The organism is Pseudomonas sp. LH1G9 (assembly GCF_002949975.1).
GTDB classification, from domain to species: domain Bacteria; phylum Pseudomonadota; class Gammaproteobacteria; order Pseudomonadales; family Pseudomonadaceae; genus Aquipseudomonas; species Aquipseudomonas veronii.
Window position 1 is genome coordinate 1,309,352 of the sequence record NZ_CP026880.1, and the last position, 20,526, is coordinate 1,329,877.

General features: G+C 59.3%; 29 protein-coding genes. 27 read left to right on the plus strand and 2 right to left on the minus strand.

All coding sequences use genetic code 11. From position 1 onward, the window contains the following. Positions 1–278 precede the first annotated feature (278 nt). Positions 279–611 (plus strand): phage holin, lambda family, encoded by a 333-nt coding sequence (locus C5F70_RS06310; protein WP_104902921.1) that lies wholly within the window; start codon positions 279–281, stop codon positions 609–611. A 40-nt stretch (positions 612–651) separates the two neighbouring features. Here C5F70_RS06310 and C5F70_RS06315 read toward each other — a convergent pair whose 3' ends face one another. Next, positions 652–993, minus strand: coding sequence for a hypothetical protein (locus C5F70_RS06315; protein WP_104902922.1), 342 nt, complete (start codon positions 991–993; stop codon positions 652–654). A 93-nt stretch (positions 994–1,086) separates the two neighbouring features. Here C5F70_RS06315 and C5F70_RS06320 point away from each other — a divergent pair, with 93 nt between their 5' ends. The 11 genes from C5F70_RS06320 (at position 1,087) to C5F70_RS06370 (ending at position 9,983) form a co-directional block, all read left to right on the plus strand. Beyond that, positions 1,087–1,530: a proteasome subunit beta gene (locus C5F70_RS06320; RefSeq protein ID WP_104902923.1), complete on the plus strand. Its 444-nt coding sequence runs from the start codon at positions 1,087–1,089 to the stop codon at positions 1,528–1,530. Between the two features lie 296 nt (positions 1,531–1,826). Next, positions 1,827–2,090, plus strand: coding sequence for a hypothetical protein (locus tag C5F70_RS06325; RefSeq protein WP_104902924.1), 264 nt, complete (start codon positions 1,827–1,829; stop codon positions 2,088–2,090). A 27-nt stretch (positions 2,091–2,117) separates the two neighbouring features. After that, positions 2,118–2,741: a putative metallopeptidase gene (locus C5F70_RS06330; RefSeq protein WP_104902925.1), complete on the plus strand. Its 624-nt coding sequence runs from the start codon at positions 2,118–2,120 to the stop codon at positions 2,739–2,741. Positions 2,742–2,772: 31 nt separating this feature from the next. After that, positions 2,773–3,234: a DUF2280 domain-containing protein gene (locus C5F70_RS06335; protein ID WP_104902926.1), complete on the plus strand. Its 462-nt coding sequence runs from the start codon at positions 2,773–2,775 to the stop codon at positions 3,232–3,234. Next, a complete protein-coding gene (locus C5F70_RS06340; RefSeq protein WP_104902927.1) occupies positions 3,221–4,522 on the plus strand; it encodes a terminase large subunit domain-containing protein in 1,302 nt (433 codons plus the stop codon). Before C5F70_RS06335 ends, C5F70_RS06340 begins: the two co-directional genes overlap by 14 nt. Beyond that, on the plus strand, positions 4,519–5,937 hold the full coding sequence (locus C5F70_RS06345) for a DUF4055 domain-containing protein (RefSeq protein ID WP_104902928.1): 1,419 nt from the start codon (positions 4,519–4,521) through the stop codon (positions 5,935–5,937). The genes C5F70_RS06340 and C5F70_RS06345 overlap by 4 nt, the downstream gene beginning before the upstream one ends. Next, positions 5,912–6,997 (plus strand): phage minor head protein, encoded by a 1,086-nt coding sequence (locus tag C5F70_RS06350; RefSeq protein ID WP_104902929.1) that lies wholly within the window; start codon positions 5,912–5,914, stop codon positions 6,995–6,997. The genes C5F70_RS06345 and C5F70_RS06350 overlap by 26 nt, the downstream gene beginning before the upstream one ends. Positions 6,998–7,079: 82 nt before the next feature. Continuing rightward, entirely contained in the window at positions 7,080–7,808 is a 729-nt protein-coding gene (locus tag C5F70_RS06355) for a hypothetical protein (protein WP_104902930.1), read from the plus strand. Between the two features lie 12 nt (positions 7,809–7,820). Next, on the plus strand, positions 7,821–8,783 hold the full coding sequence (locus tag C5F70_RS06360; protein WP_104902931.1) for a major capsid protein: 963 nt from the start codon (positions 7,821–7,823) through the stop codon (positions 8,781–8,783). A gap of 46 nt (positions 8,784–8,829) precedes the next feature. After that, positions 8,830–9,420 carry a hypothetical protein gene (locus C5F70_RS06365; protein WP_104902932.1) on the plus strand — a complete coding sequence of 197 codons (591 nt, stop codon included), beginning with the start codon at positions 8,830–8,832 and terminating at the stop codon, positions 9,418–9,420. 59 nt (positions 9,421–9,479) lie between these two features. Next, complete coding sequence (locus tag C5F70_RS06370; protein ID WP_104902933.1) at positions 9,480–9,983, plus strand: DnaT-like ssDNA-binding protein; 504 nt, start codon at positions 9,480–9,482, stop codon at positions 9,981–9,983. Here C5F70_RS06370 and C5F70_RS06375 read toward each other — a convergent pair. Then, complete coding sequence (locus tag C5F70_RS06375; protein ID WP_104902934.1) at positions 9,980–10,270, minus strand: hypothetical protein; 291 nt, start codon at positions 10,268–10,270, stop codon at positions 9,980–9,982. The two genes, C5F70_RS06370 and C5F70_RS06375, sit on opposite strands and share 4 nt — an antisense overlap. Positions 10,271–10,289: 19 nt before the next feature. On the opposite strand from C5F70_RS06375, the gene C5F70_RS06380 reads away from it, so the two are divergent. From C5F70_RS06380 to C5F70_RS06450, 15 genes are all read left to right on the plus strand, one after another. Continuing rightward, the gene (locus tag C5F70_RS06380) at positions 10,290–10,658 is read left to right on the plus strand and encodes a hypothetical protein (protein WP_104904537.1); all 369 of its coding nucleotides are present in this window, start codon (positions 10,290–10,292) and stop codon (positions 10,656–10,658) included. Beyond that, positions 10,655–11,311, plus strand: a complete 657-nt coding sequence (locus tag C5F70_RS06385) for a hypothetical protein (protein ID WP_104902935.1) — start codon at positions 10,655–10,657, stop codon at positions 11,309–11,311. The genes C5F70_RS06380 and C5F70_RS06385 overlap by 4 nt, the downstream gene beginning before the upstream one ends. Then, positions 11,308–11,736, plus strand: a complete 429-nt coding sequence (locus C5F70_RS06390; RefSeq protein WP_104902936.1) for a phage tail terminator-like protein — start codon at positions 11,308–11,310, stop codon at positions 11,734–11,736. Before C5F70_RS06385 ends, C5F70_RS06390 begins: the two co-directional genes overlap by 4 nt. A 39-nt stretch (positions 11,737–11,775) precedes the next feature. After that, on the plus strand, positions 11,776–12,435 hold the full coding sequence (locus tag C5F70_RS06395; protein WP_104902937.1) for a phage tail protein: 660 nt from the start codon (positions 11,776–11,778) through the stop codon (positions 12,433–12,435). 9 nt (positions 12,436–12,444) lie between these two features. After that, positions 12,445–12,825 (plus strand): phage tail assembly chaperone, encoded by a 381-nt coding sequence (locus C5F70_RS06400; RefSeq protein ID WP_104902938.1) that lies wholly within the window; start codon positions 12,445–12,447, stop codon positions 12,823–12,825. A gap of 17 nt (positions 12,826–12,842) precedes the next feature. After that, positions 12,843–13,148: a DUF1799 domain-containing protein gene (locus C5F70_RS06405; protein WP_104902939.1), complete on the plus strand. Its 306-nt coding sequence runs from the start codon at positions 12,843–12,845 to the stop codon at positions 13,146–13,148. Positions 13,149–13,175: 27 nt separating this feature from the next. After that, positions 13,176–16,226: a phage tail tape measure protein gene (locus tag C5F70_RS06410; protein WP_104902940.1), complete on the plus strand. Its 3,051-nt coding sequence runs from the start codon at positions 13,176–13,178 to the stop codon at positions 16,224–16,226. Next, a complete protein-coding gene (locus tag C5F70_RS06415; RefSeq protein WP_010567892.1) occupies positions 16,226–16,564 on the plus strand; it encodes a phage tail protein in 339 nt (112 codons plus the stop codon). Before C5F70_RS06410 ends, C5F70_RS06415 begins: the two co-directional genes overlap by 1 nt. A 9-nt stretch (positions 16,565–16,573) precedes the next feature. Beyond that, on the plus strand, positions 16,574–17,326 hold the full coding sequence (locus tag C5F70_RS06420) for a phage minor tail protein L (RefSeq protein ID WP_104902941.1): 753 nt from the start codon (positions 16,574–16,576) through the stop codon (positions 17,324–17,326). 2 nt (positions 17,327–17,328) lie between these two features. Beyond that, the gene (locus C5F70_RS06425; RefSeq protein WP_104902942.1) at positions 17,329–18,093 is read left to right on the plus strand and encodes a C40 family peptidase; all 765 of its coding nucleotides are present in this window, start codon (positions 17,329–17,331) and stop codon (positions 18,091–18,093) included. 25 nt (positions 18,094–18,118) lie between these two features. Further along, on the plus strand, positions 18,119–18,373 hold the full coding sequence (locus C5F70_RS06430) for a hypothetical protein (protein ID WP_104902943.1): 255 nt from the start codon (positions 18,119–18,121) through the stop codon (positions 18,371–18,373). A gap of 359 nt (positions 18,374–18,732) precedes the next feature. Then, complete coding sequence (locus tag C5F70_RS30500) at positions 18,733–18,888, plus strand: hypothetical protein (protein WP_158683840.1); 156 nt, start codon at positions 18,733–18,735, stop codon at positions 18,886–18,888. 110 nt (positions 18,889–18,998) lie between these two features. Next, complete coding sequence (locus C5F70_RS06440; protein WP_104902945.1) at positions 18,999–19,427, plus strand: hypothetical protein; 429 nt, start codon at positions 18,999–19,001, stop codon at positions 19,425–19,427. A 61-nt stretch (positions 19,428–19,488) separates the two neighbouring features. Then, positions 19,489–19,833: a lipoprotein gene (locus C5F70_RS06445; RefSeq protein ID WP_104902946.1), complete on the plus strand. Its 345-nt coding sequence runs from the start codon at positions 19,489–19,491 to the stop codon at positions 19,831–19,833. A 54-nt stretch (positions 19,834–19,887) separates the two neighbouring features. After that, positions 19,888–20,475, plus strand: coding sequence for a tail assembly protein (locus C5F70_RS06450; RefSeq protein ID WP_104902947.1), 588 nt, complete (start codon positions 19,888–19,890; stop codon positions 20,473–20,475). The last annotated feature ends 51 nt before the right edge of the window (positions 20,476–20,526 follow it).

The window sequence follows — 20,526 nt, forward strand, 5'->3', positions numbered from 1 at the left end:
ACACCGGCAGCCCGCGCGCTCTGTTCACACCTGACTTCCAGAGTGGCGCGATACCAGATCAGCGAGATCGATGCATTGGGGTGTCGACGCTGGGAAGGTCTTTGGCTGGCAGCGTGGGAAGACACGCGCACCTATTCAGGGCCTCGACATTGATCGGGGCCTTCTTGTTTTCGGCCCCGCCACACCCTTCGCTCTGAGCTGGGAGTGCCGCCGGGGCTGATCTATTCCGCAGGTCATGGCCTGTCATATTCATAACTCCCTGACGGGGAGGAACCGAGATGTCCAACATGCCAGACAAACCAGACACATGGGCGATTGCGCTTGCGTGGTTGAGCCAGCATTCGCCAATCCTCTATGCGGCTGCGCTGTCCTGCGCCATGGCCGTCCTGCGCATCACCTACGGCGGCGGCACGCGGCGCCAGATGCTGGTGGAGGGCGCGATCTGTGGCGGCCTTACCTTGACCATCATCAGCGGCCTGGACTTCTTCGGTCTGCCCCAGAGCATGGCCACCTTCGCAGGTGGCTGGGTAGGCTTTCTGGGTGTGGAGAAGATCCGGTCGATAGCTGACAGGGTGACTGACTTCAAACTGCCCAGTCGCAAGGTCGATTAATCCGCGCCACGTTTTCGAATGCGCCAAATCGTGGTGCGATCTAGTCGTGATCGCTATAGGCCGTCACCACCACCGGCTTCACGGGGAACCACAACCACTCGCCGTCTTGAAGCGGTTCATGGAAGCTGCGCGTTACCTCGAACATATGCTCACTTCGTAGATCATGCGAAGGCCTCAGCTCAATTAAGAAGCTCCCCGGCCAATTTGAGAACGGAGCGGTTCGAATCCCTAGCCAGCCCGACCTCTGGACAATTGCGCCAGTGTTGTCTGCGCCCGCATAGAGTGACCGCTCGCCAGGGGCGAAATGAAACTGGACGTCGGTTAGCTGCTCTGGCTCAACATTTTCGGTGTGAATGACAATCCCGGCCTTGTTGTGATCCATGCGATTGCACCTTGGTTATGTGTCGAGACGTATCAATACCGCCGTCGGGCGAGCCAATCAAGTTATGCGGCGCTTTCAAAAAAGGGGAAGCAGATGACGACCATTGCCTACAAGGACGGCGTGATCGCCTATGACTCTCGCTGCACACGCGGAACGACCATCACTGATGACGACTGCGAGAAGCTGCAGACGGTGAAGGGTGTCCATTTCCTTTGTACCGGTGCGACCTGCGACTTCGATGCATTGATCGCGGCCTATTTTGGCACTGCCGCGTCGGCACCCGTTGAGGCATCCGGCTACGCGATAGATGGCGGCACGCTCTGGCTGATCGGCCATGACGATAAGACTGGTTTCTGGAAGAACAGAATCAGACTTGATCGTTCTGACGCTATTGGCAATGGATCGCCATTCGCCCTTACCGCAATGGACATGGGTGCAACTGCTGCCGAAGCCATTGAGATGGCCAAGAAGCGGGACACATGCACTGGCGGCACGATCCGAACATTAGTAGTCGGAGCACCGTCTGTGGTGAGTTGAAGGGTGCTATCGTTACGCCACCTCTTCTCTCGGGTGACCGGCCATGGCTACTGGCGTGCTGATAAGAAATTGCATTGATGTACAGTTCGACAACGTTTCAATGGATGGTATGGATACCGCATTTGAGATTTATGACTCTGACGACATCAGGATGAATGACATTCGACTTGAGTCGACTCGAACAGCGGTAGTTGGTGAGCGAGTCAGAGGTCTGACTGTGAATGGTATGTCGCATAGCCAGGCGGGTTGGTATCCAAGGCCTACTCCTCTAGCGGTCGCCGTGAGGAGGATCGCTCATGGCTATGTTTGATCTCAAGGACTCTGAAGATATAAAACTAACCGAGTGCCATACCGACTCATCAAAATTAGTTCAGGGTGAGGGGGTGAAACGGCTTGAGGTTACTGACTCTTCCGCGTTTGCAACGAGGCCAGATTCTCCATTGCCGCCCAAGCGCTCCATCCTTCGGTTCTTTGCCGAGAACCTTTTAACATCTCTTCTTGGTCTAGTCGTGGCTTTGATTGCCGGGTATCTCTTATGGAGGCTTGGCTGGACCGGGTAAGCAACAACTAAAATGAAGGAGGGGGGGATGAATAGGCCATACCCTCCATCGTTGCTGCTCGAGCTATCCGAGCTATCCGAATTCGGTATCCGACTTACTCCAGCCCCCGAAGTGTGGGACTGGCTCCAGTGCGAGATCCTCGCCGACACCGGGAGCATCCACAACGAAGACCATGCCCACCTACTGGATGCAGACATTCGGATCATGTGGGCGTCGTCGAGCTTCGAGAAACAGGGGCGCACAGTCCTGGGCCAGGCCGAACAGGTAGCGTTCCGCGCCGGCGGCTGGCAGAAAGCACGGATGGAGCAGCAGATGCGTGATTGGTTCGGCGATGTGCCGGCCTTCATCATCACCTTGGCTGCTGACTACTGCGCCCAGTGCAGCGACCTTGAGTTCTGCGCCCTGATCGAGCACGAGCTGTATCACCTGGCTCACGCGACCGACAAGTACGGTCAACCAGCATTCACCCAAGACGGCGCACCGAAGATCAAGCTGCAGGGCCACGACGTGGAAGAGTTCGTCGGTGTGGTCCGCCGCTACGGTGCAAGCCCTGACGTTCAAGCGTTGGTGGATGCTGCAAACAGTCCTGCTGAGGTGGGGAAATTGAACATTGCGAGGGCCTGCGGAACCTGTCTGCTCAAGTTGGCCTGATGTAAGACAGGCGTGAGACGGAATCTAACTTATGGCAGCCCTGAAAAATGAGGTGAAGAGCTTCATCGTTCAGGCTTTGGCGTGTTTCGACACTCCGAGCCAGGTCTCACAAGCGGTGAAGCAAGAATTCGATGTGGACGTAACCCGGCAGCAGGTTGAGCAGCACGACCCAACAAAGCGCGCCGGCTCCCACCTGGCGCTCAAGTGGCAGACTCTGTTTCACGACACCCGCAAGCGATTCCGAGAAGAGACCGCCGAGATCCCGATCGCCAACCGCGCGTTCCGCCTGCGAGCCATGAACCGCTTCGTGGAGAAGGCCGAGACGATGAAGAACATCGGCCTGGCCATGCAGATCCTCGAGCAGGCAGCGAAAGAAACCGGCGACATCTACGTCAACCGGGCACGGAAGGAAGAGGCTGGTGACGAACCGGTGATCCCGACCCGTATCCAGGTCGACGTGGTAGATGCGAGGAAGCCGAATGCCGAGCCTTAACGTTCCGCAGGCTCAGTTCCTCACGCTACCCCACAAGTTTCGTGCGTTCGTTGCTGGGTTCGGCTCAGGCAAGACCTGGGTAGGGTGCTCGGCGCTGAGCAAGCACTTTATGGAGTGGCCCGGCGTCAACGCTGGGTACTTCGCGCCGACCTACCCGCAGATACGGGACATCTTCTATCCGACCATGGATGAGGTGGCCTACGACTGGGGACTGAAGACCAAGATCAACCAGGCGAACCACGAGGTTCACATCTACAGCGGCCGGCAGTACCGCGGCACTGTGATTTGTCGGTCGATGGAGAAGCCGCAGACCATCGTTGGCTTCAAGATCGGCCAAGCGCTGGTGGATGAGCTGGACGTGCTGACCGCCGTCAAGGCGCAGCAGGCCTGGCGCAAGATCATTGCCCGAATGCGCTACAACCTGCCCGGGCTGAAGAACGGGGTGGACGTAACCACGACACCGGAAGGCTTCAAGTTCGTCTTCCTGCAGTTCGTGAAGCAGTTGCGGGACAAGCCTTCGCTCAAAGAGATGTACGGCCTGGTGCAGGCCAGCACTTTCGACAACGAGTTGAACCTGCCGGATGACTACATCGCATCCCTGATGGAGTCGTACCCGCCACAGCTGATCATGGCGTACCTCAAGGGGCAGTTCGTCAACCTGACCTCAGGCACGATCTACACGGCCTACGACCGCAAGTTGAACGGATGCCTCGACACCGTGCAGCCCGGCGAGCCTCTGTTCATTGGCATGGACTTCAACGTCGGCAAGATGGTGGCGATCACCCACGTCAAGCGCGATCAAGGCTTGCCCAGGGCCGTGGATGAGCTGATCGACGGCTACGACACGCCCGACATGATCCGTCGCATCAAGGAACGCTACTGGCAGCACGATGGGAATGACTTCAAGAAGACCTGCGAGATCAGGATCTACCCGGATGCCTCGGGCGATTCACGCAAGTCTGTGAACGCCAGCATCACCGACCTTGCCATGCTCAAGCAGGCCGGGTTCGCGGTCATCGCTCCAGCGGCAAACCCGCCGGTGAAGGACCGAATCAACGCAATGAACGCCGTCTTCTGCAATGCGCAGGGCGAGCGCCGCTACCTGGTCAATCCGTTCACCTGCCCAACCTACGCCGATGGCCTGGAGCAGCAGGTGTGGGGCGCGAACGGTGAGCCAGACAAAACCGCCGGCATCGATCACGCGAACGACGCCGGCGGTTACTTCATCCACCGCGAGTACCCGATCATCAAACCGGTCACCGCTATCAAAATGGGATACGCCCGATGAGCAACGACGTCTCCTTCAAGCGGGCGGATTACATCGAAGCGCTGGACCGCTGGGCGACCGTTCGCGACGTCTGCGCCGGGCAGCACCGGGTTGTCGATCGGCTCCCATACATCAACGCGCACGACAAGTCGCCGGAGAACGAAGACCGGAACCGGGCTTACCGCGAGCGGGCGGTGTTCAAGAACGCCACCGGGCACACCCGTAACGGGTTGCTTGGCCTGGCCTTCCATAAAGACCCGACACTCACGGTGTCGAAGAAACTGGAATATCTGCAGGACAACGCCAACGGTTCCGGCGTCAGCGTCTACCAGCATTCCCAGGGCACGCTTGAAAAGGTGCTTGAGGCCGGTCGGCATGGGCTGTACGTCGACTATCACCAGGACGACAGCATCGGCGGGCACTCGGTGATCCTGTCCTACTGCGCTGAAGACATCATCAACTGGCGCACCGGCATGGTTAACGGTCACAGCGTGCTGACACTGGTGGTGTTGCGTGAGTCGCCTGAGATTCCCGACGGCTTCGGTTTCAAGACGGTCGAGCAGTACCGGGAACTGGCGCTGGAGGACGACGGCTTTGTCTGCCGGGTCTGGCGCAGGTCCGGGCCGAAAGGTGGCGGGCCGCTGGCGGTCACCGAAGAATTCAGGCCTGAAGGTGTCACTGGGCGTTTCAAAGAGATCCCGTTCACCTTTGTCGGCGCGCAGAACAATGACCCCAGCATCGACGAATCACCCCTGTACGACATCGCCATGATCAACCTGGGCCATTACCGGAACAGCGCCGACTATGAGGACAGCGTTTTCTGGTGTGGACAGGCCCAGCCGTGGATCAGCGGCTTGGATGAGCAGTGGCGCGACTGGATGGAGAAGAACGGCGTCTATGTCGGCTCCAGGGCGCCAATGATGCTGCCGACCGGTGGCCAGTTCGGCTACGCGCAGCCATTGCCCAACACACTGGTCAAAGAGGCCATGGCCGACAAGAACCAGATGATGATCGAGCTGGGCGCGCGGATGGTGGTGGCGTCAATTGCCACCAAGACCGCTACGGAGTCTCGTGGTGATCAGTCGGCCTCCACTTCGGTGCTGGCCGGCTGCGTGGCAAACGTAAGCGAGGCTTACACCCGGGCAATCATGTGGTGTTGCGCCTACATGGGCATCGCTGACAAGAAGGTTGCCTACCAGGTGAATCAGGAGTTTGTTGAACTGACGGCTGATCCGCAGATGATCACCGCCTTGGTCGGCTTGTGGCAGAACGGCGGATTCGCGAAGGCTGACCTTCGGGCCTACCTGCGTAAGTTGGGCCTGATCGCGCCAGAGCGCACTGACCTGCAGATCGACGGCGAATTGCAGGAGCAGGGCGACGGCCTGGGCCTGGACAACGAGGACGCACCAAATGGCGGCAAACCAAGCAATCCATGACGCCACCATCCGGCACGCCGTTTTCCTCGAAAAGCTGAAGGCGGGGGAGGTGGGCAAGTTCGCTCCCTTCCTCAAGGAGATCGATCGCTCGATCCGCGACCGGCTGACCCAGTCGGACCTGACCGAGTACAACGTCAAGCGCCTGGAAGCGCTGCTGAAGGAGGTCGACAGCCTGTTGCTGGGCATCTTCGACCGCTACAGCGCGCAACTGAACCTCGACTTGGTGGATATCGCCAACTATGAGGCCGAGTTCGAGGCGACCAGTCTTGCCAGGTCAGCACCGGTCGGCGTATCGCTCGACGTGGTTGCGCCGACAGCCGCAGCAATCCGCACTGCAGTGCTGAAGAATCCGCTCAGCGTGCGCGGTACCGGCGGTGGGAAGTTGCTGAAGGCCTTCATCAAGGGTTGGACCGGCGCCGAGCGAGAGCGTGTCACCGGCACTATTCGGCAGGGCTACTTCGAAGGGCAGACGAACTTCCAGATCATCCGCAACATTCGCGGTACCAAGGCTGCCGGGTACAAAGACGGCATCCTGGCGACCACCAACCGCAATGCCGCCACGGTCGTACATACCGCGATTCAGCATGTGTCGTCTCAGGCGCGTATGGAGGTGGCCAAGGCCAACACTGACATCGTGGAAGAAATCCAGATGGTGGCCACGCTGGACAGCAAAACCAGTCAGCTTTGCTGCTCTATGGACAAGCGCAAGTTTCCGGTGGATTCCGGCCCAAGGCCGCCATTCCACCCGAACTGCCGCACTACCTTCATTCTCCTGACCAAGCTCAGCGCGATGTTTGCCAAAGGTGCTACCCGGGCTTCGGTGGGTGCCAATGGCGGACAGCAGGTCAGTGCCGACCTCGACTATTACCACTGGCTTCAGCAGCAGCCTGCGGCGTTTCAGGATGTGGCGATTGGTCCGGTGCGTGCCAAGCTGTTCCGGGAGGGGGGATTGACGGTGGAGCGATTCGCCGAGCTGCAGCTTGATCGAAACTTAGCGCCGCTGACCCTGGCGCAGATGAAAGGGCTTGAACCGCTGGCATTCGAGCGCGCCGGGATTTAACCGAACACATTCAATCAGCCGCCTCTGGGCGGTTTTTTATTGCCTGCAAAGCGGGCGAAACATACCCAAGGGGTGCATCAACGTGGCAGAAGAAAACGAAATCGACCTGGAAAACCCGGCAATCAAGGCCGCTATCGCGACTGCCGTTGAAGCATCCGTTTCGGGTTTGAAAACCAAGAACTCGGAACTGCTGGGCAAGCTGAAGGAAACCTCCGGCAAGTTGACCCAGTTCGAAACCCAATTTGAAGGCATCGACATCGACGCCGTCAAAGGACTGCTCAGTCGAGCGGGCCAGGACGAAGAAACCAAGTTGCTAACTGAGGGCAAGGTTGACGAAGTGTTCAACAAGCGCACCGAGCGCCTGCGTGGCGAGCACGACAAGCAACTGAAGGCGCTCGCCGGCCGCGCCGAGAAGGCTGAAGCCTTCGCCGCCAAGTTCCAGGGCAAAGTCTTGGGCGACTCGGTGCGCGGCGCTGCACTGAAAGCCGGCGCACTGCCGGAAGCAACCGACGACATCATCCTGCGCGCCAAAGGCGTGTTCTCTCTAAACGAAGAGGGCGAAGCGGTCGCTGTCGATGAGCATGGCCAGACCATCCTCGGCAAAGACGGCAAGACCCCTCTGACTCCGCTCGAATGGGCCGAGTCTCTGCGCGAAAGCGCGCCCCACCTGTGGCCAAGGGCCTCAGGGACACAAGCCCCGGGCGGGGGCGGCGGCCAGGCTGCATTCAAGCGCTCCGAAATGACCTCCGAGCAAAAGCGCGAATACCAGCGCAAGCACGGCCAAACCGCATATCTGCAATTGCCCAAGTAAGGGGAAATACTCATGGCGACAACCGTCAATAGCGACCTGATCATCTACAACGATGAGGCGCAAACTGCATACCTGGAGCGCGTTCAGGACAACCTGGACGTGTTCAACGCGTCTTCCAATGGCGCGATCGTCCTCGACAACGAGCTGATCGAAGGCGACTTCCGCAAGCGCGCTTTCTACAAGATTGGCGGCTCGCTGGAACACCGCGACGTCAACTCCACCGGGAAGGTGACCGCCAAAAAGATCGGCGCCGGTGAGGCCGTCGGTGTCAAGGCGCCGTGGAAATACGGCCCGTACCAGACCACCGAAGAGGCGTTCAAGCGTCGCGGCCGCCCGGTTGATGAGTTCTCCCAGATCATCGGTGCCGACGTTGCCGACGCGACCTTGGAAGGCTTCATCCAGTACGCCACCGCCGCGTTGCGCGCCGCCATCGGCTCCAACGCCGGCATGGTGGTCTCGGCGAACATCGAAACCGACGGCAAGAAGACGCTGACCCGCGGCATGCGCAAATTCGGCGACAAGTTCGGTCGCATTGTGTTGTGGGTTATGCACTCCAGTGCCTACTTCGACATCGTCGACGAGGCCATCACCAACAAAATCTACGAAGAAGCCGGTGTCGTTATCTATGGTGGCCTGCCTGGCACCCTGGGCAAGCCCGTGCTGGTGACTGATACCGCGCCATCTGACGTGATCTTCGGCCTGCTGCCGAACGCCGTGGTGATCACCGAGTCCCAAGCCCCCGGCTTCCGTTCGTACAATGTGGACGACGAGGAAAACCTCGGCATCGGCTACCGCGCCGAGGGCACCGTCAACATTGACGTCCTGGGTTACAGCTGGAAGGAAACTGCCGGCGGCGCGAACCCAACCCTGGCGGCTGTCGGTTCGGCGGCCAACTGGGTCAAGCATGCCGACAGCAACAAGGTCACCGCCGGCGTGATGATCACCCTCACCACTACGCCACCAGCCGGCGGCTGATATTCACCCCAGGAAACGGTCGGCAACGGCCGCTACGGAGATTCCCATGGAACTGATTTACACGAACCAGCTTGAGGGCTTTGATCCGGAGAAGCACTACCGGACTGCGAGTCTATTTCGCGGCATTGAACGCGACGCGACGGCGGTGGTGGTCGTTGGCGAACATCCAGATATCGTCGCTGCCTATGAGGCTGCAGGCGTTGACGTGTCGGTCGTCGAGACTCCAGCACCTTCCGCAGTCAGCGTGCCAGCGGGACTACCCGATGCGCTGGCTGAGGAAATTGCCAGGTTGCGGACTGAAAATGGCGCGCTCATTCTGCTGGTTGATGGCCTGGAAGCTGGCGAAATTCAGCGACCCGAAGTTGGTGAAATCGCGTTGCGATTGTTTGGCGTGCTGGGCACCATCCACACCTCGGTTGGAGAGCTGACTACTGAGCGTGACGGCCTGCTCGTGACCGTCGACACACTGCGCGGCGAGGTTGAAGCGCTGAAGAAGGCCGCCATCACGCCGCCGGCTGATGAGGCTGGAGAAATCGCGGCGCTGAAAGCAAAGCTCGATGACGCGAAGGTGCCGTACCGGGCCAACGCCTCGAAGGAATCCTTGGAAAAGCTCGTAGCTGATCTGCCCAAGGCCTGATAATGCTGGCTGCCGGCGACCCGGCGGCCAATCTTCAAACCATTTCAGCGAGTTGACGCATGACACTCATCATCGAGGACGGCACCGGCAAGCCTGACGCCGAAAGCTACGCGAGCGCTGAGGACTTGGCCCTGTATGCCGTGAAATTCGGCACAGTCATCCCCGCAGGCGTTCCCGAGCAGGAAGCATTGCTGCGCCGGGCCGCCTTGGCGATGGATGGCATGACCTGGAAAGGGCGCAAGACCAATAGCGAGCAGGCCCTGTCCTGGCCGCGCCGGGAAGTGCTGCTGGATCACGAGATCAAGCCGAACAACTACCTGCCGGCGCGTATCCAGTATGGGCAGATGGCCCTGGCCGCCGAGATCCATCAGGACGACATCGATCCGGTGGAGAAGCGCAAGGGCGCGGTAACTCTGGAGCGTGTCGAGGGCGCGGTAACTCGCGAGTACGCGACTATTCCGAACACCAGCGGCCGACTGTTGCCGGCGGCGCCGGACCGGCCGAGTGCTACGCAGTTTGCGGACTACTTACAAAAGAGGGGATTGTTTGCGATCCGAGCCTAAAGCCCCAAGTCGTCTTCAAGCTGATTGACCCAGTATTTCTCTGTGAGCGGCCGTCTTTTGGTCATTCCCCCTTCTGCCAACTCAGTTAGCAGTTCGATATTCGATGAGTCTCCGTAAGGAAAGCAGTCCTCATAAATATCCAGATAGCGCTCACTCAAGTGGGTTTCCCTTATCTCCTCGGCAAGCCTGGTTTTTACGATGAGTTCCTTTGCTGGAATGTTCCCGTGCTTGTTTGCAATGGCGTCTTTCAAATCCAGCAACGCGTCCTTAAAGGTCGCCTTTTTCATGAGTGCCCCGGAGGGTAAGTTGAATTTCTATGGCGAATTGGCCGTAACGGCGCTCGAGATGATTACAGAGTTTGGCCAGCCTGTAACCATCAGCAAGACGGAATCGGGCGAGTACGACCCAGAGACGGGCGGCGAAGCGCCGGAGGCAACTGTTAAGCAAATCGCCCAGGGGATCCTTCTCGACTTCACCGGCCAAGAATTCCAAAACAACAGTCTCATCAAACAGGGCGACAAGAAGCTCAAGATCGCCGCGCAGGGGTTGGCCTGGGTGCCGGGGCTGCTCGACAAAGTGGTCGCTCAGGGCCGCACCTGGTCCATCGTTCCGCCGCTGAAAGAGGTCAACCCGGCCGGCACGCCGATTCTGTATGAACTGCAGGTGCGGTCTTGAGCCGGGCAGGCGCCGGTCAATCCGGCAGTTTCGCCCTGAGCCTCGCCGAGTTCGCCGCCCAAACCAGCGAAGCCATCGACGCCAGCGTGCGCGAGATCATCATCGAGGTCGGCAGCAGCCTGATTCGAATGTCTCCCGTGGGTAACCCGGAGATCTGGGCCGCAAACGTTGCTCACCGTGAGGCGAACACCCGGGCGGCCGACGACTATGACTTCAAGGTCGCGGTCCGCAATACGATCATCAACCTCAACGAGTCGAACTTCACCAAAGCCGGCAAATTGCGAAAGGGTGTGAAGTACGCCAAGCCCCTGACAAAGACCGAGCGCGACCAGAATTTCAACGTTAACGGTTTGGTGGCTGGCAAGGACTACGTCGGCGGCCGGTTCCGGGCGAACTGGCACATATCGCTTGGCGTGATAGAGAGCGTCACCTTTGATGAGGTTGACCCGAGCGGCGCCGAAACCACCGCTGCAATGGTTGCCGCGATGAGTGATTTCACCGCTGGCCAAATGGCCTACATCATCAACAACTTGCCCTACGCGATCCCGCTGGAGTTCGGCCACTCAACCCAGGCCCCCGGCGGCATGGTTCGGGTAACTGTGGCTCGCTTTCAGCAGATCGTGCTGGAGGCCATCAGGAACAACCAAGTATGAGTCACGCACGCGCCCGTCAGGCCATCGAAACGAAGCTGGCCGCATGGGCGGCTGCGCGCCCGATAAGGGTGGCCTACCCAAATCAACCGTTCACTCCGGGTTCTTCTGAAACCTACCTCCGAGCCTTTCAACTTCCAGCCAGCACCACCTGCCGCTATCTCGGCGGGGAGGCCTACGAGTACGCCGGTGTTTACCAGGTCAGCATCGTTTGTCCGTCCGGCCAGGCTTTGGCCACCGCCGAGACGCTTATTGACGAATTGACCCGGCTGTTCCGCGTCGACACGCCTCTGACCCGTAACGGTTTCGAAGGCCTGATCACTGAGCCAGTAGATCAGGGACCAACTATCACAGAGTCGGCGACCTACACGGTCCCGGCCAGCTTCACCTATCTGGGTGTCGCAGACCAACCGCCCGCCGGGGCATAACCTACCGCCGTCAGGCGGGCACTCAAGAGGAAATACACCATGGCCGCACGCTTCCCGCTGCCGAACGGCGCTGTGCTGGAGATTGCCAGCGTTATGGGCTCCGCAGTCGCTTTCACCGCATTGACCAATGCGAAATCGCCAGTCGCTGCTTCTGTAGGGCACAGCATTGAAAACGGCGACGTCCTGCTGATCAATTCTGGCTGGGCGCTGATCAACGACCGCGCCGTAAAAGCTTCCGGCATTACTGCTGATGCTTTCGCTCTGGCCGGTCTCAACACGACCAATACCGACAAATACACCATCGGTGCAGGCGCTGGTTCTGTGATTCCCGTGTCCGGATGGACGCAAATCTCCAAGGTGACTTCTTTCACGTCCTCCGGCGGTGAGCAGCAGTACCAAACCGTCGGCTACCTGGAAGATGACGACGACAAACAGTTCCCGACAAACCGCAATCCGACCACGATCACCATCGTGGTGGAGGACCAGCCAACGGCTCAGTACGTCGAAACCGTCGAAGGATACGACGACACCAAGGAACTGGCGGTGGTCCGCATGAAGTTGCGTAACGGTGACCAGATTCTCTACCCGGGCTATGTGAGCATTACCCCTGACCCAACCATGGAGCGCAACAACGTCATGACGCGCACCATCAGCATCGGGCTTTCCGCTCGTTCGCTCCGTTATTTGGCTGGCGCATAAGGATTTCCCATGGCAAAGATCAGGATCGCCCAGAACCCTACATTCAAGGCATTCGTGCTGATCCCAATTGTTGGAGAGGAGCCCGAGAAAATCGAGTTCACCTTCAAGTATCGGGATCGCCCGGGGCTTGCTGCCTTGTTCGATGAGTGGAGCGCAAAGGGAAAGGAGATGCGTGAGAGCTTCGGCGAAGCCACCACTTTGTCCGATGTCGTTTCTGCCGAGACCGAGCTTCAGGTGCAGCAAATCAAGGATCTCGTCGTTGGGTGGGGGTTCGATGACAAGTTTGACGACAAGAGCATCCAGGCCCTTGTTAAGTCCTGTTACGGCACCGCCGAAGCGGTTGTCAGCGCCTATCAGAGCGCATTCAGCCAGGCTCGCCTGGGAAACTGATAGCGGCAGCCAAAGCAATGTACGAAAGCGGCCAATCTGCTGAGCAATTGGCTGCTCTCGGGCTGACGGCTGCCGACCTCGATGAGGACGATGTCGAGGTCTGGCCCTGCAACTGGCCGGCCTTCCTCCTGTTCAACCGGATGTCTACTCAGTGGCGTGCAGGTACGGGCGGGGCGATCGGTCTCGACTACAGCAGCATCCGCGACGTGGCCAGCTTCCTTGGCATCAAGAAAAAGAAACTCGCTGAAATCTTCCCTGACCTTCAAGTCTTGGAAGGCGAAGCCCTGCGCGTCATGGCGGAGGAAAGGGAAAACAGCCCCTAACCACTGGCACTTATTCAAGGTGAGTCGATGAACATTGCAGAACTCGGCGTCAAGATCGACTCGGCCGATGCGATCCAGGCCAAGACAAGCCTGGATGAGATGGCCAAGGCCGGCGGCCGGGCCGAGCAGTCCGCTGCCTCGTTGATGAACGAAATTCAGGCCCTGGAGAAGTCGCTGTCCACCAGCGCCAAAACTACCCAGGATCTGGCCAAGCAGCGGGACACGCTCACCAAGCTGACCAAGGCCGGCGCCTATGGCGAGGCGGAAGCGGTGAAGATTTCCGCGCAGCTCGACAAGCAGCAGGTTGCTCTGGCCAAGTCCGCTCTGGATGAGCAAAAAGCTCTCAACAGCTTGTTGGGGGCAATTGACCCGGCCCGCGCGGCGCTGGCGAAACTCGACACTCAAGTCGAGCAACTGGGCAAGCACTTAGACGTGGGGCGTCTGAGTCAGGACGACTACAACAAAGCCCTGGGCAATATCGACAAGGACTACGCCAAGCTCGAAAAAACCACCACCGGCTTCGACAAGCTGCGCCTCGGCACCCGCCAGGCGCAGGAAAACGTTACGCAGCTTGGCAACGCGCTGTCTTCTGGTGACTGGGGGAGCGGTGTTCGTGCTGTTCTTCAGCTTGGCGCAGGTGCTGGCGCATCGGCCGCCGGCCTATTGGCCATGCTGGCGCCTATTGCGCTTGCGACAGGCGCTGTCGCCGCTCTTGGGGTCGCCTACTACAAAGGCAGTGAAGAGCAGGACAAGTACAACAAATCACTAATCCTCACCGGCAACTACGCTGGAGTTAGCGCAGGGCAACTGGGCGACATGGCGCGGCAGGTCAGCGCAACCATGGGCACCACCGGCCAGGCTGCTGCGGTTCTCGCGCTGCTGGCCGACAACGGCAAGATCGCTGGCGAGAGCTTCACTGGCATCACCCAGGCCGTTGTGTCGATGCAGGAAGCCACGGGCAAGGCGGTGAGTGAGACAGTCGCCGAGTTTTCCAAACTGGCCGACGACCCGGTCAAGGCGTCCGCTGCGCTGAACGAGCAGTACCACTACCTGACAGCTTCGGTTTACTCGCAGATCACTGCGCTGGAAGAGCAGGGCGACCACGCTGGTGCGGTAAAGCTGGCGACAGAGTCTTACGCTGACGCGATCAACGAGCGCACCCCGAAGATTCTGGAAAACCTGAGTTTCTGGGAGAAAGGCTACAACGCCGTAGCGCGCGCCGCCGATAACCTCAAGAATTTCGGTCGGCCAGACATCGGCGCCGATATCGAACAGGCGCGCCGTGACCTGGCCGAAGCCCAGAAGGGCAACGTTGGTGTCTTCCAAAATAAACAGGTGATGGTCGATTACTACACCAACCAGTTGAACATGCTGGAGGACCAAAAGGCCGCGCAAGCCGATATCGCCAAGTGGGAGAGCGAGCAAGCGAAAGCGCAGGGCGATGCAGTGTCGTCCATGGCGAAAATCGACGCACTGACCAAATCGTCGTGGACGAATGAGCAGAAGCGCACCGAGGCAATCAAGGAGTACAAGCAGCAGCTCGAAGACATCCGCAAGGTCGACCCGAAGGATTCTCGCCTCGATCAGGCGGCGATCGACAAGAACATCTCCAACATCAACGACAAGTTCAAAGACCCGAAGGCCCCGAGTTCTCAGGTCGACCTGACCGGCTTCAACGACGCCAAGAACAGCCTGGCGGCCATCGCCGCGGACTACAAAAACTACCAGAAGGAACTGGACGCCGCGCAGAAGGCCGGCCTGATATCCGAGGCTGACTACCTGTTGCGCCGCCAGGCCCTAATCGGCAACGAGCGCGATCAGGTGACGGCAGCCTACGAGGCGGAAATCACCGCGCTGGAAGCCGCCAAGGGCAAGAAGACCACGTCGGCCGCGCAAAGCATTCAGCTTGACCAGAAGATCGCCGACGCGCGCGCAGGGATGGTCAAAGCGCAGAAGGATGCCGATAGCCAGCTTGAGGTGCTGGCGACCAACGAGTCCGGGCGGCTAGCCAAGCAGGAGCGCGCGATCAGCACCTACATTCAGGCGCTGGGGCAGCAGCAGCGAGCCTTGGAACTGGCTGGCCAGCGCGCAGTCCTCGGCGTGGGCCAGGGTGATCGCCAAACCGCGCTCAGCGGCGAGCTGAACAGCCAGCAAGACCGGTTTGCTCAGCAGTCCCTGGAGTTGGCCAACCAGAAGTCCGACCCGTCGCGGAATATGTCGGAGGAGGAGTTCAAGCGTAAATCCCAGGCGCTCGCCGATGCGAATAAGGCGGCGACCGACCAAATCCGGCAGAACTATGCGGATGTGGAAGCTGCCCAGGGTGATTGGACGAAGGGCGCGACGGCTGCTTGGGATAACTACCTGGATTCGGCGCGAAACATTGCCGGCCAGACGAAAAGCCTGTTCGGCAACGCCTTCAGCTCCATGGAGGATTCGCTGGTCAACTTCGCCGTTACAGGCAAAGCGTCGTTCGCGGACTTCACCAAGTCGATTTTGGCGGACATGGCGCGCATTGCGACACGTCAGGCCAGTTCCGCTTTGCTGGGCAGCCTGGTAGGGGCGGCGGCGAGTTACTTCGGAGGCAGTGCCGCCGGCGGCAACGGGCTGGCAGCCGGATCTGCTGGCGCTGCATCTTCCAACCTTGGCGCTTCAGCGGGGGGCTACTCGGGCAGCTACTTCCCGCAAGCAATGGGCGGCGCCTGGTCGGGCGGCGTGCAGATGTTCGCCGACGGCGGTGCCTTCACCAACTCCATCGTCAGCAAGCCCACGGCATTCGGTATGGCCAACGGCAAAACCGGTGTCATGGGAGAGGCAGGGGAAGAAGCGATCATGCCTCTAACCCGGACGTCCAGCGGCAAGCTCGGCGTTATGGCCATGGGCGGCGGGTCCGGCGGAACACAGATCAATGTCGAGGTGCGTATCGACGGTGAAGGAAACGCATCGTCTACCTCTGATGCGCCTGGTTATGACCTGTTCGGCAAGGAGCTGGCGACGTTCGTTGAGCAGAAATATCAGGAACTGCGCAGCAGGGATATGCGCCAGGGCGGCGTCATCAACAACGCAATTAAGGGGCGATGATGGCTATCGAACGATTCACCTGGGCAACGGAAAAGGGCGCGGAGGGTGATGTGACCCAGCGCGTCCGGACCAAGCAGTTCGGCGATGGGTACGAGCAGTCGGTCGAAGATGGCCTCAATAACCAGTCCCAATCCTGGCCGCTCACGTTCACCGGCGCCAAGGCTCGTGTTCTGGAAATCAAGGCGTTCCTCGATCGGCACAAGGGCGCTAAGGGCTTCCTATGGGAGCCGCCATTGGGCGAGCTTGGCCTCTACAAGTGCAACGGCTACAAGCCGGTTCACCGCGGTGGCCAGGTCTACGCCATCACCGCCACCTTCAAGCAAACCTTTCATCCCTGAGGCCAATCCATGGCACTGATCACGGACATCCAGAAACTGGAGCCCGGCGGCGAGATTCGCCTGTTTGAAATTGACGGGACTGAGTACGGCGCGGATTACCTGCGCTTCCACGGGCACGCCATTCCGCACACACCTGAAGAGCTGCTGGCCTACGAGCATTCGGAAGAGGATCTGCCAGCGAAGTCGATCTGGTGGCAGGGCGAGGAGTACGCGGCCTGGCCGGTGCAAATTGAGGGAATTTCCTCAAGTAGCGACGGCACAGCCTCACGGCCGACATTCGCCGCCGGCAACGTCAACGGCAGAGTCACGGCGCTGTGCCTGGCCTTCGAGGACATGCTCAAGTTCAAGCTGACGGTTCGCGAGACCCTGGCCCAGTACCTGGACGCGGCCAACTTTCCCGACGGCAACCCGACTGCAGACCCGACCCAGGAAGCGTTGGAGATCTGGTACATCGACCAGAAAACCAGCGAGGACAGCGAGGCGGTGGTCTGGGAGCTGTCTTCCCCGGGTGAGATCGACAACCACGGACTGCCCGGCCGGCAGATGACGACGTTCTGCCACTGGGCCATGACCAATGGCTACCGGGGAGCGGACTGTGGCTACACCGGCGCGGCCATGTTCGATGACGAGGACAACCCCACGGATGACCCCGCCAAGGATCAGTGCAAAGGCTGCCTGTCGTCCTGCAAGTTGCGCTTTGGGGAGAACAACGAGCTGTCCTTCGGTGGCTTCCCCGCCGTTTCCCTGATAGCCAGGAGCTGACCATGCGCAAACACATCATTGCGGCGATCCAGGCGCACGCCGCAGCCCAGTACCCGAAAGAGTGCTGCGGTCTGCTGCTGGTCGTTGGCCGCGCGCAGAAGTACTTCCCTTGCCGGAACATCGCCACGGAGCCGAACGAAGAGTTTCGGCTCGATCCCGAGGATTACGCCGCGGCGGAAGATTTGGGCGAGGTGATCGGCATCGTTCACTCGCACCCAAACGCAACCAGTCGGCCGTCACCGCATGATCTGGCGATGTGCGAGGCCATGGCCGTTCCCTGGCACATTTTGAGTTGGCCCGAGGGCGATCTGCGCACCATCACGCCAACCGGACGCACGCCGCTGCTCCAGCGTCCGTTCGTACACGGCGCCTGGGATTGCTGGCAGGTCTGCGCAGATTGGTACCAGCGCGAATGGGGTCTGGAATTCGAAGCCTTCCAGCGCGCCGATGGCTGGTGGGAGAGTACGGAGAACGCAAGCCTGTACGAGGCGAACTACGAGGCTGCCGGTTTTGTACGTGTCGACCGGCCGCAACGCGGTGACCTGATCGTTATGCAGGTCGGGCGCACTGTATACCCGAACCATGCCGGGATCTACCTAAGCACTGATCCGGTGCTACCTGGCGAAGAGTTGGGCGCGTTCGGCCCTGGTCCATTCCTGCTGCACCACCTTTACGGTAGGCCGTCCGAGATCATCGTCTACGGCGGACCCTGGCATGACCGGACACGCCTGATCCTCAGGCACAAAGACGCAAGACAACCAACTTGACGCGGCATGGCCGCAGGGGAAGATCATGCGAGCCCCGCAGCGCTACACGTTGACCATTCACGACCTCTTTACCGTCACCGAAGGCAGCATTTGCGGCGCTGAAGCGGTGGTTGCCATTTTGGATGATGGAGTCGAGATTGATCGTGTGAAATTTTCCGGCAAGTGCCAGAGCGAAGGTGGCTACAGCCGCAGCTACCATGGCAAGTCAGGGCTTCAGGCGGCGCTTGTATCTGGTCCAGGCAGAATTGATTTTGGCTTGGCGCAGGCGGTCGCTATTTAGGTTCTTCGCCGCCACCCATGAAGTCATCAGTCCCGAGCCTGTGCGAACCATACTTCACAGTGTGACCATCACCCAAGCGCTCAGCCTCGACCTCTGCGACATGTTTGTCGGCGTAGATGTCAATAAAGCTCCAGGGAGCATTACGACCCACGGCCCATCCAAGCACCCATCCAGGCATATCTGGATCTGCGGGTAGATTCTTCACGAGACTTCTGACTGACATGGCCATTCCTTGGTTTGTGGAAGCCAAAAACTACTACCGATCAACGGATGCGCGCTACTGGAATTCCATCCACGCTGGATGCCCGGACAGGCAAAGTGCTATCGTCGGATTTCAATCAAGGCGAAGGAGTCGCAACGTGGCAGCAGTGAAGACATTCGTGTTCAAGTTGAAAGCAAGCAATGGTTCTGGAATGAGCAATGTGCTTCAGAACGGAGTGGATCAGCGGGAGGCTGAGCGGAAAATTCTCGCCAAATATCCAGGCGCGACAATTCTGGATGTTCGTCTGCAGTGAGAAACAGCCCAGCCCCGTGCTGGGCTTTTTGCATCTGGCGGTAAATATCGGTACTACTGAAAACCCAATCTAGCGTGATATCGTTTTGCCTCTAACAGCGGAGGTAGTATATGAAGGTCAAAAATTGGACGGGCTGGGAGCCGGAGTGGCTCAAACTGACCGAGCACTATCTGGATGCCCCGGCCGTACCGGGTGCGTATCTAATCTGCGCCGATAGAGCTATCCACCGCGCCGTAGGCGTCGATGATAATGGCGTCCTGACTATTGGCGAGTCGGATAATTTGAGGCGCCGCCTCGCTGCGTTTGTTCGATGCGCCAAAAATCCTGGAGCCGCTGGGCATATGGCCGGCTGGCGCTTCAATTACGCGGCTTTCGAGAAGGTTTTTCCATTGGAAACTCTCTGGGTTAGCTGGCATCCGACTGTTGATAAAGCCACAGCTTACGCAAAGGAAGGAGAGATGCTTGCTCTCTACTTGGCCGAGCACTATGAGCTGCCTCCCCTGAACTACAAGTTCAACTGGCCCAAGCTTGAAGGCTAACAGAACTGGTTGCCCGGGTGGCGCAGCGCTACAGTCGCTCCTTTCAGGACAAGGAAGAATCATGCGGATTTTGATAGCGGCGGTAGCGGTGGCGATGCTGGCGGGTTGCACAACACCTGGCGACCTCAAAGGCGGAAAGGCAACCATTAGCGCCTCGTCGAGTAAGGCGCCGAAACAATATGCCCTCTGCGTCATGCCCAAATGGCAGGATGCTCGCTCAGGAGCCACGATGGCCGAAACCTCGACTGGTTATAGGCTCATCGTTGCTACGGACTCGACGGCCGAGGAGCTTCTTGAGGTGAATCAATCCTCAAATGGCAGCAGCATCGCGCTTTATCAGCGATTGTCCTGGGCGCCCGGTTACGGTCGATCAGCCATTGAAAAGGCAGTTCGCGACTGCCTGTAACGAACAACTACATCAAGCCGCCTTCGGGCGGCTTTTTCACGTCCGGAGAAAACTATGGCAGCGCTCGCAATCGAATACCAGCCACTCACCACCATCCTGCTTTTCGGTCAGCTACGCCAGTTCGGTCGCTCCTTCAAACTTTCGGTCAGAACGACCGCCGAGGCGATCAAGGCCCTCTGCGTGCAGGTTCCTGGCTTCGAGCGGTTCTTGTCGAATGCGAAGTCTCGAGGGATTGAGTTCGCGGTGTTCAGGGGGAAAAAGAATATTGGAGAGGGCGAGCTCGCTTTTGGCGGAGAAGGCGACATCCGCATTGCGCCGGTAATTACTGGTAGCAAACGGGCTGGGATTCTCCAGACAATCGTTGGTGTAGTGCTACTCGCTATTTCTTATGTTTTCCCGGTTACCGCACCATATTTGGCTCCCGCCGGCATCGGTCTGGTCGCTGGCGGCGTGATCCAAATGCTCAGCCCCCAGGCCAGCGGCCTCAAGACCAGCGCCGCGCCAGAGAACACCCCCGGCTATGCCTTCGGCAGCGCCAAGAACACCACTGCATCCGGTAACCCGGTACCGCTTTGTATAGGCGAGCGCCGGTGGGGTGGCGCAATTATCAGCGCCGCCATCTACGCCGAAGACCAGATGTAGCAGAAACCCGCAGCACCGCAGCCGCCCAAGAGGCGGTTTTTTATTGCCTGG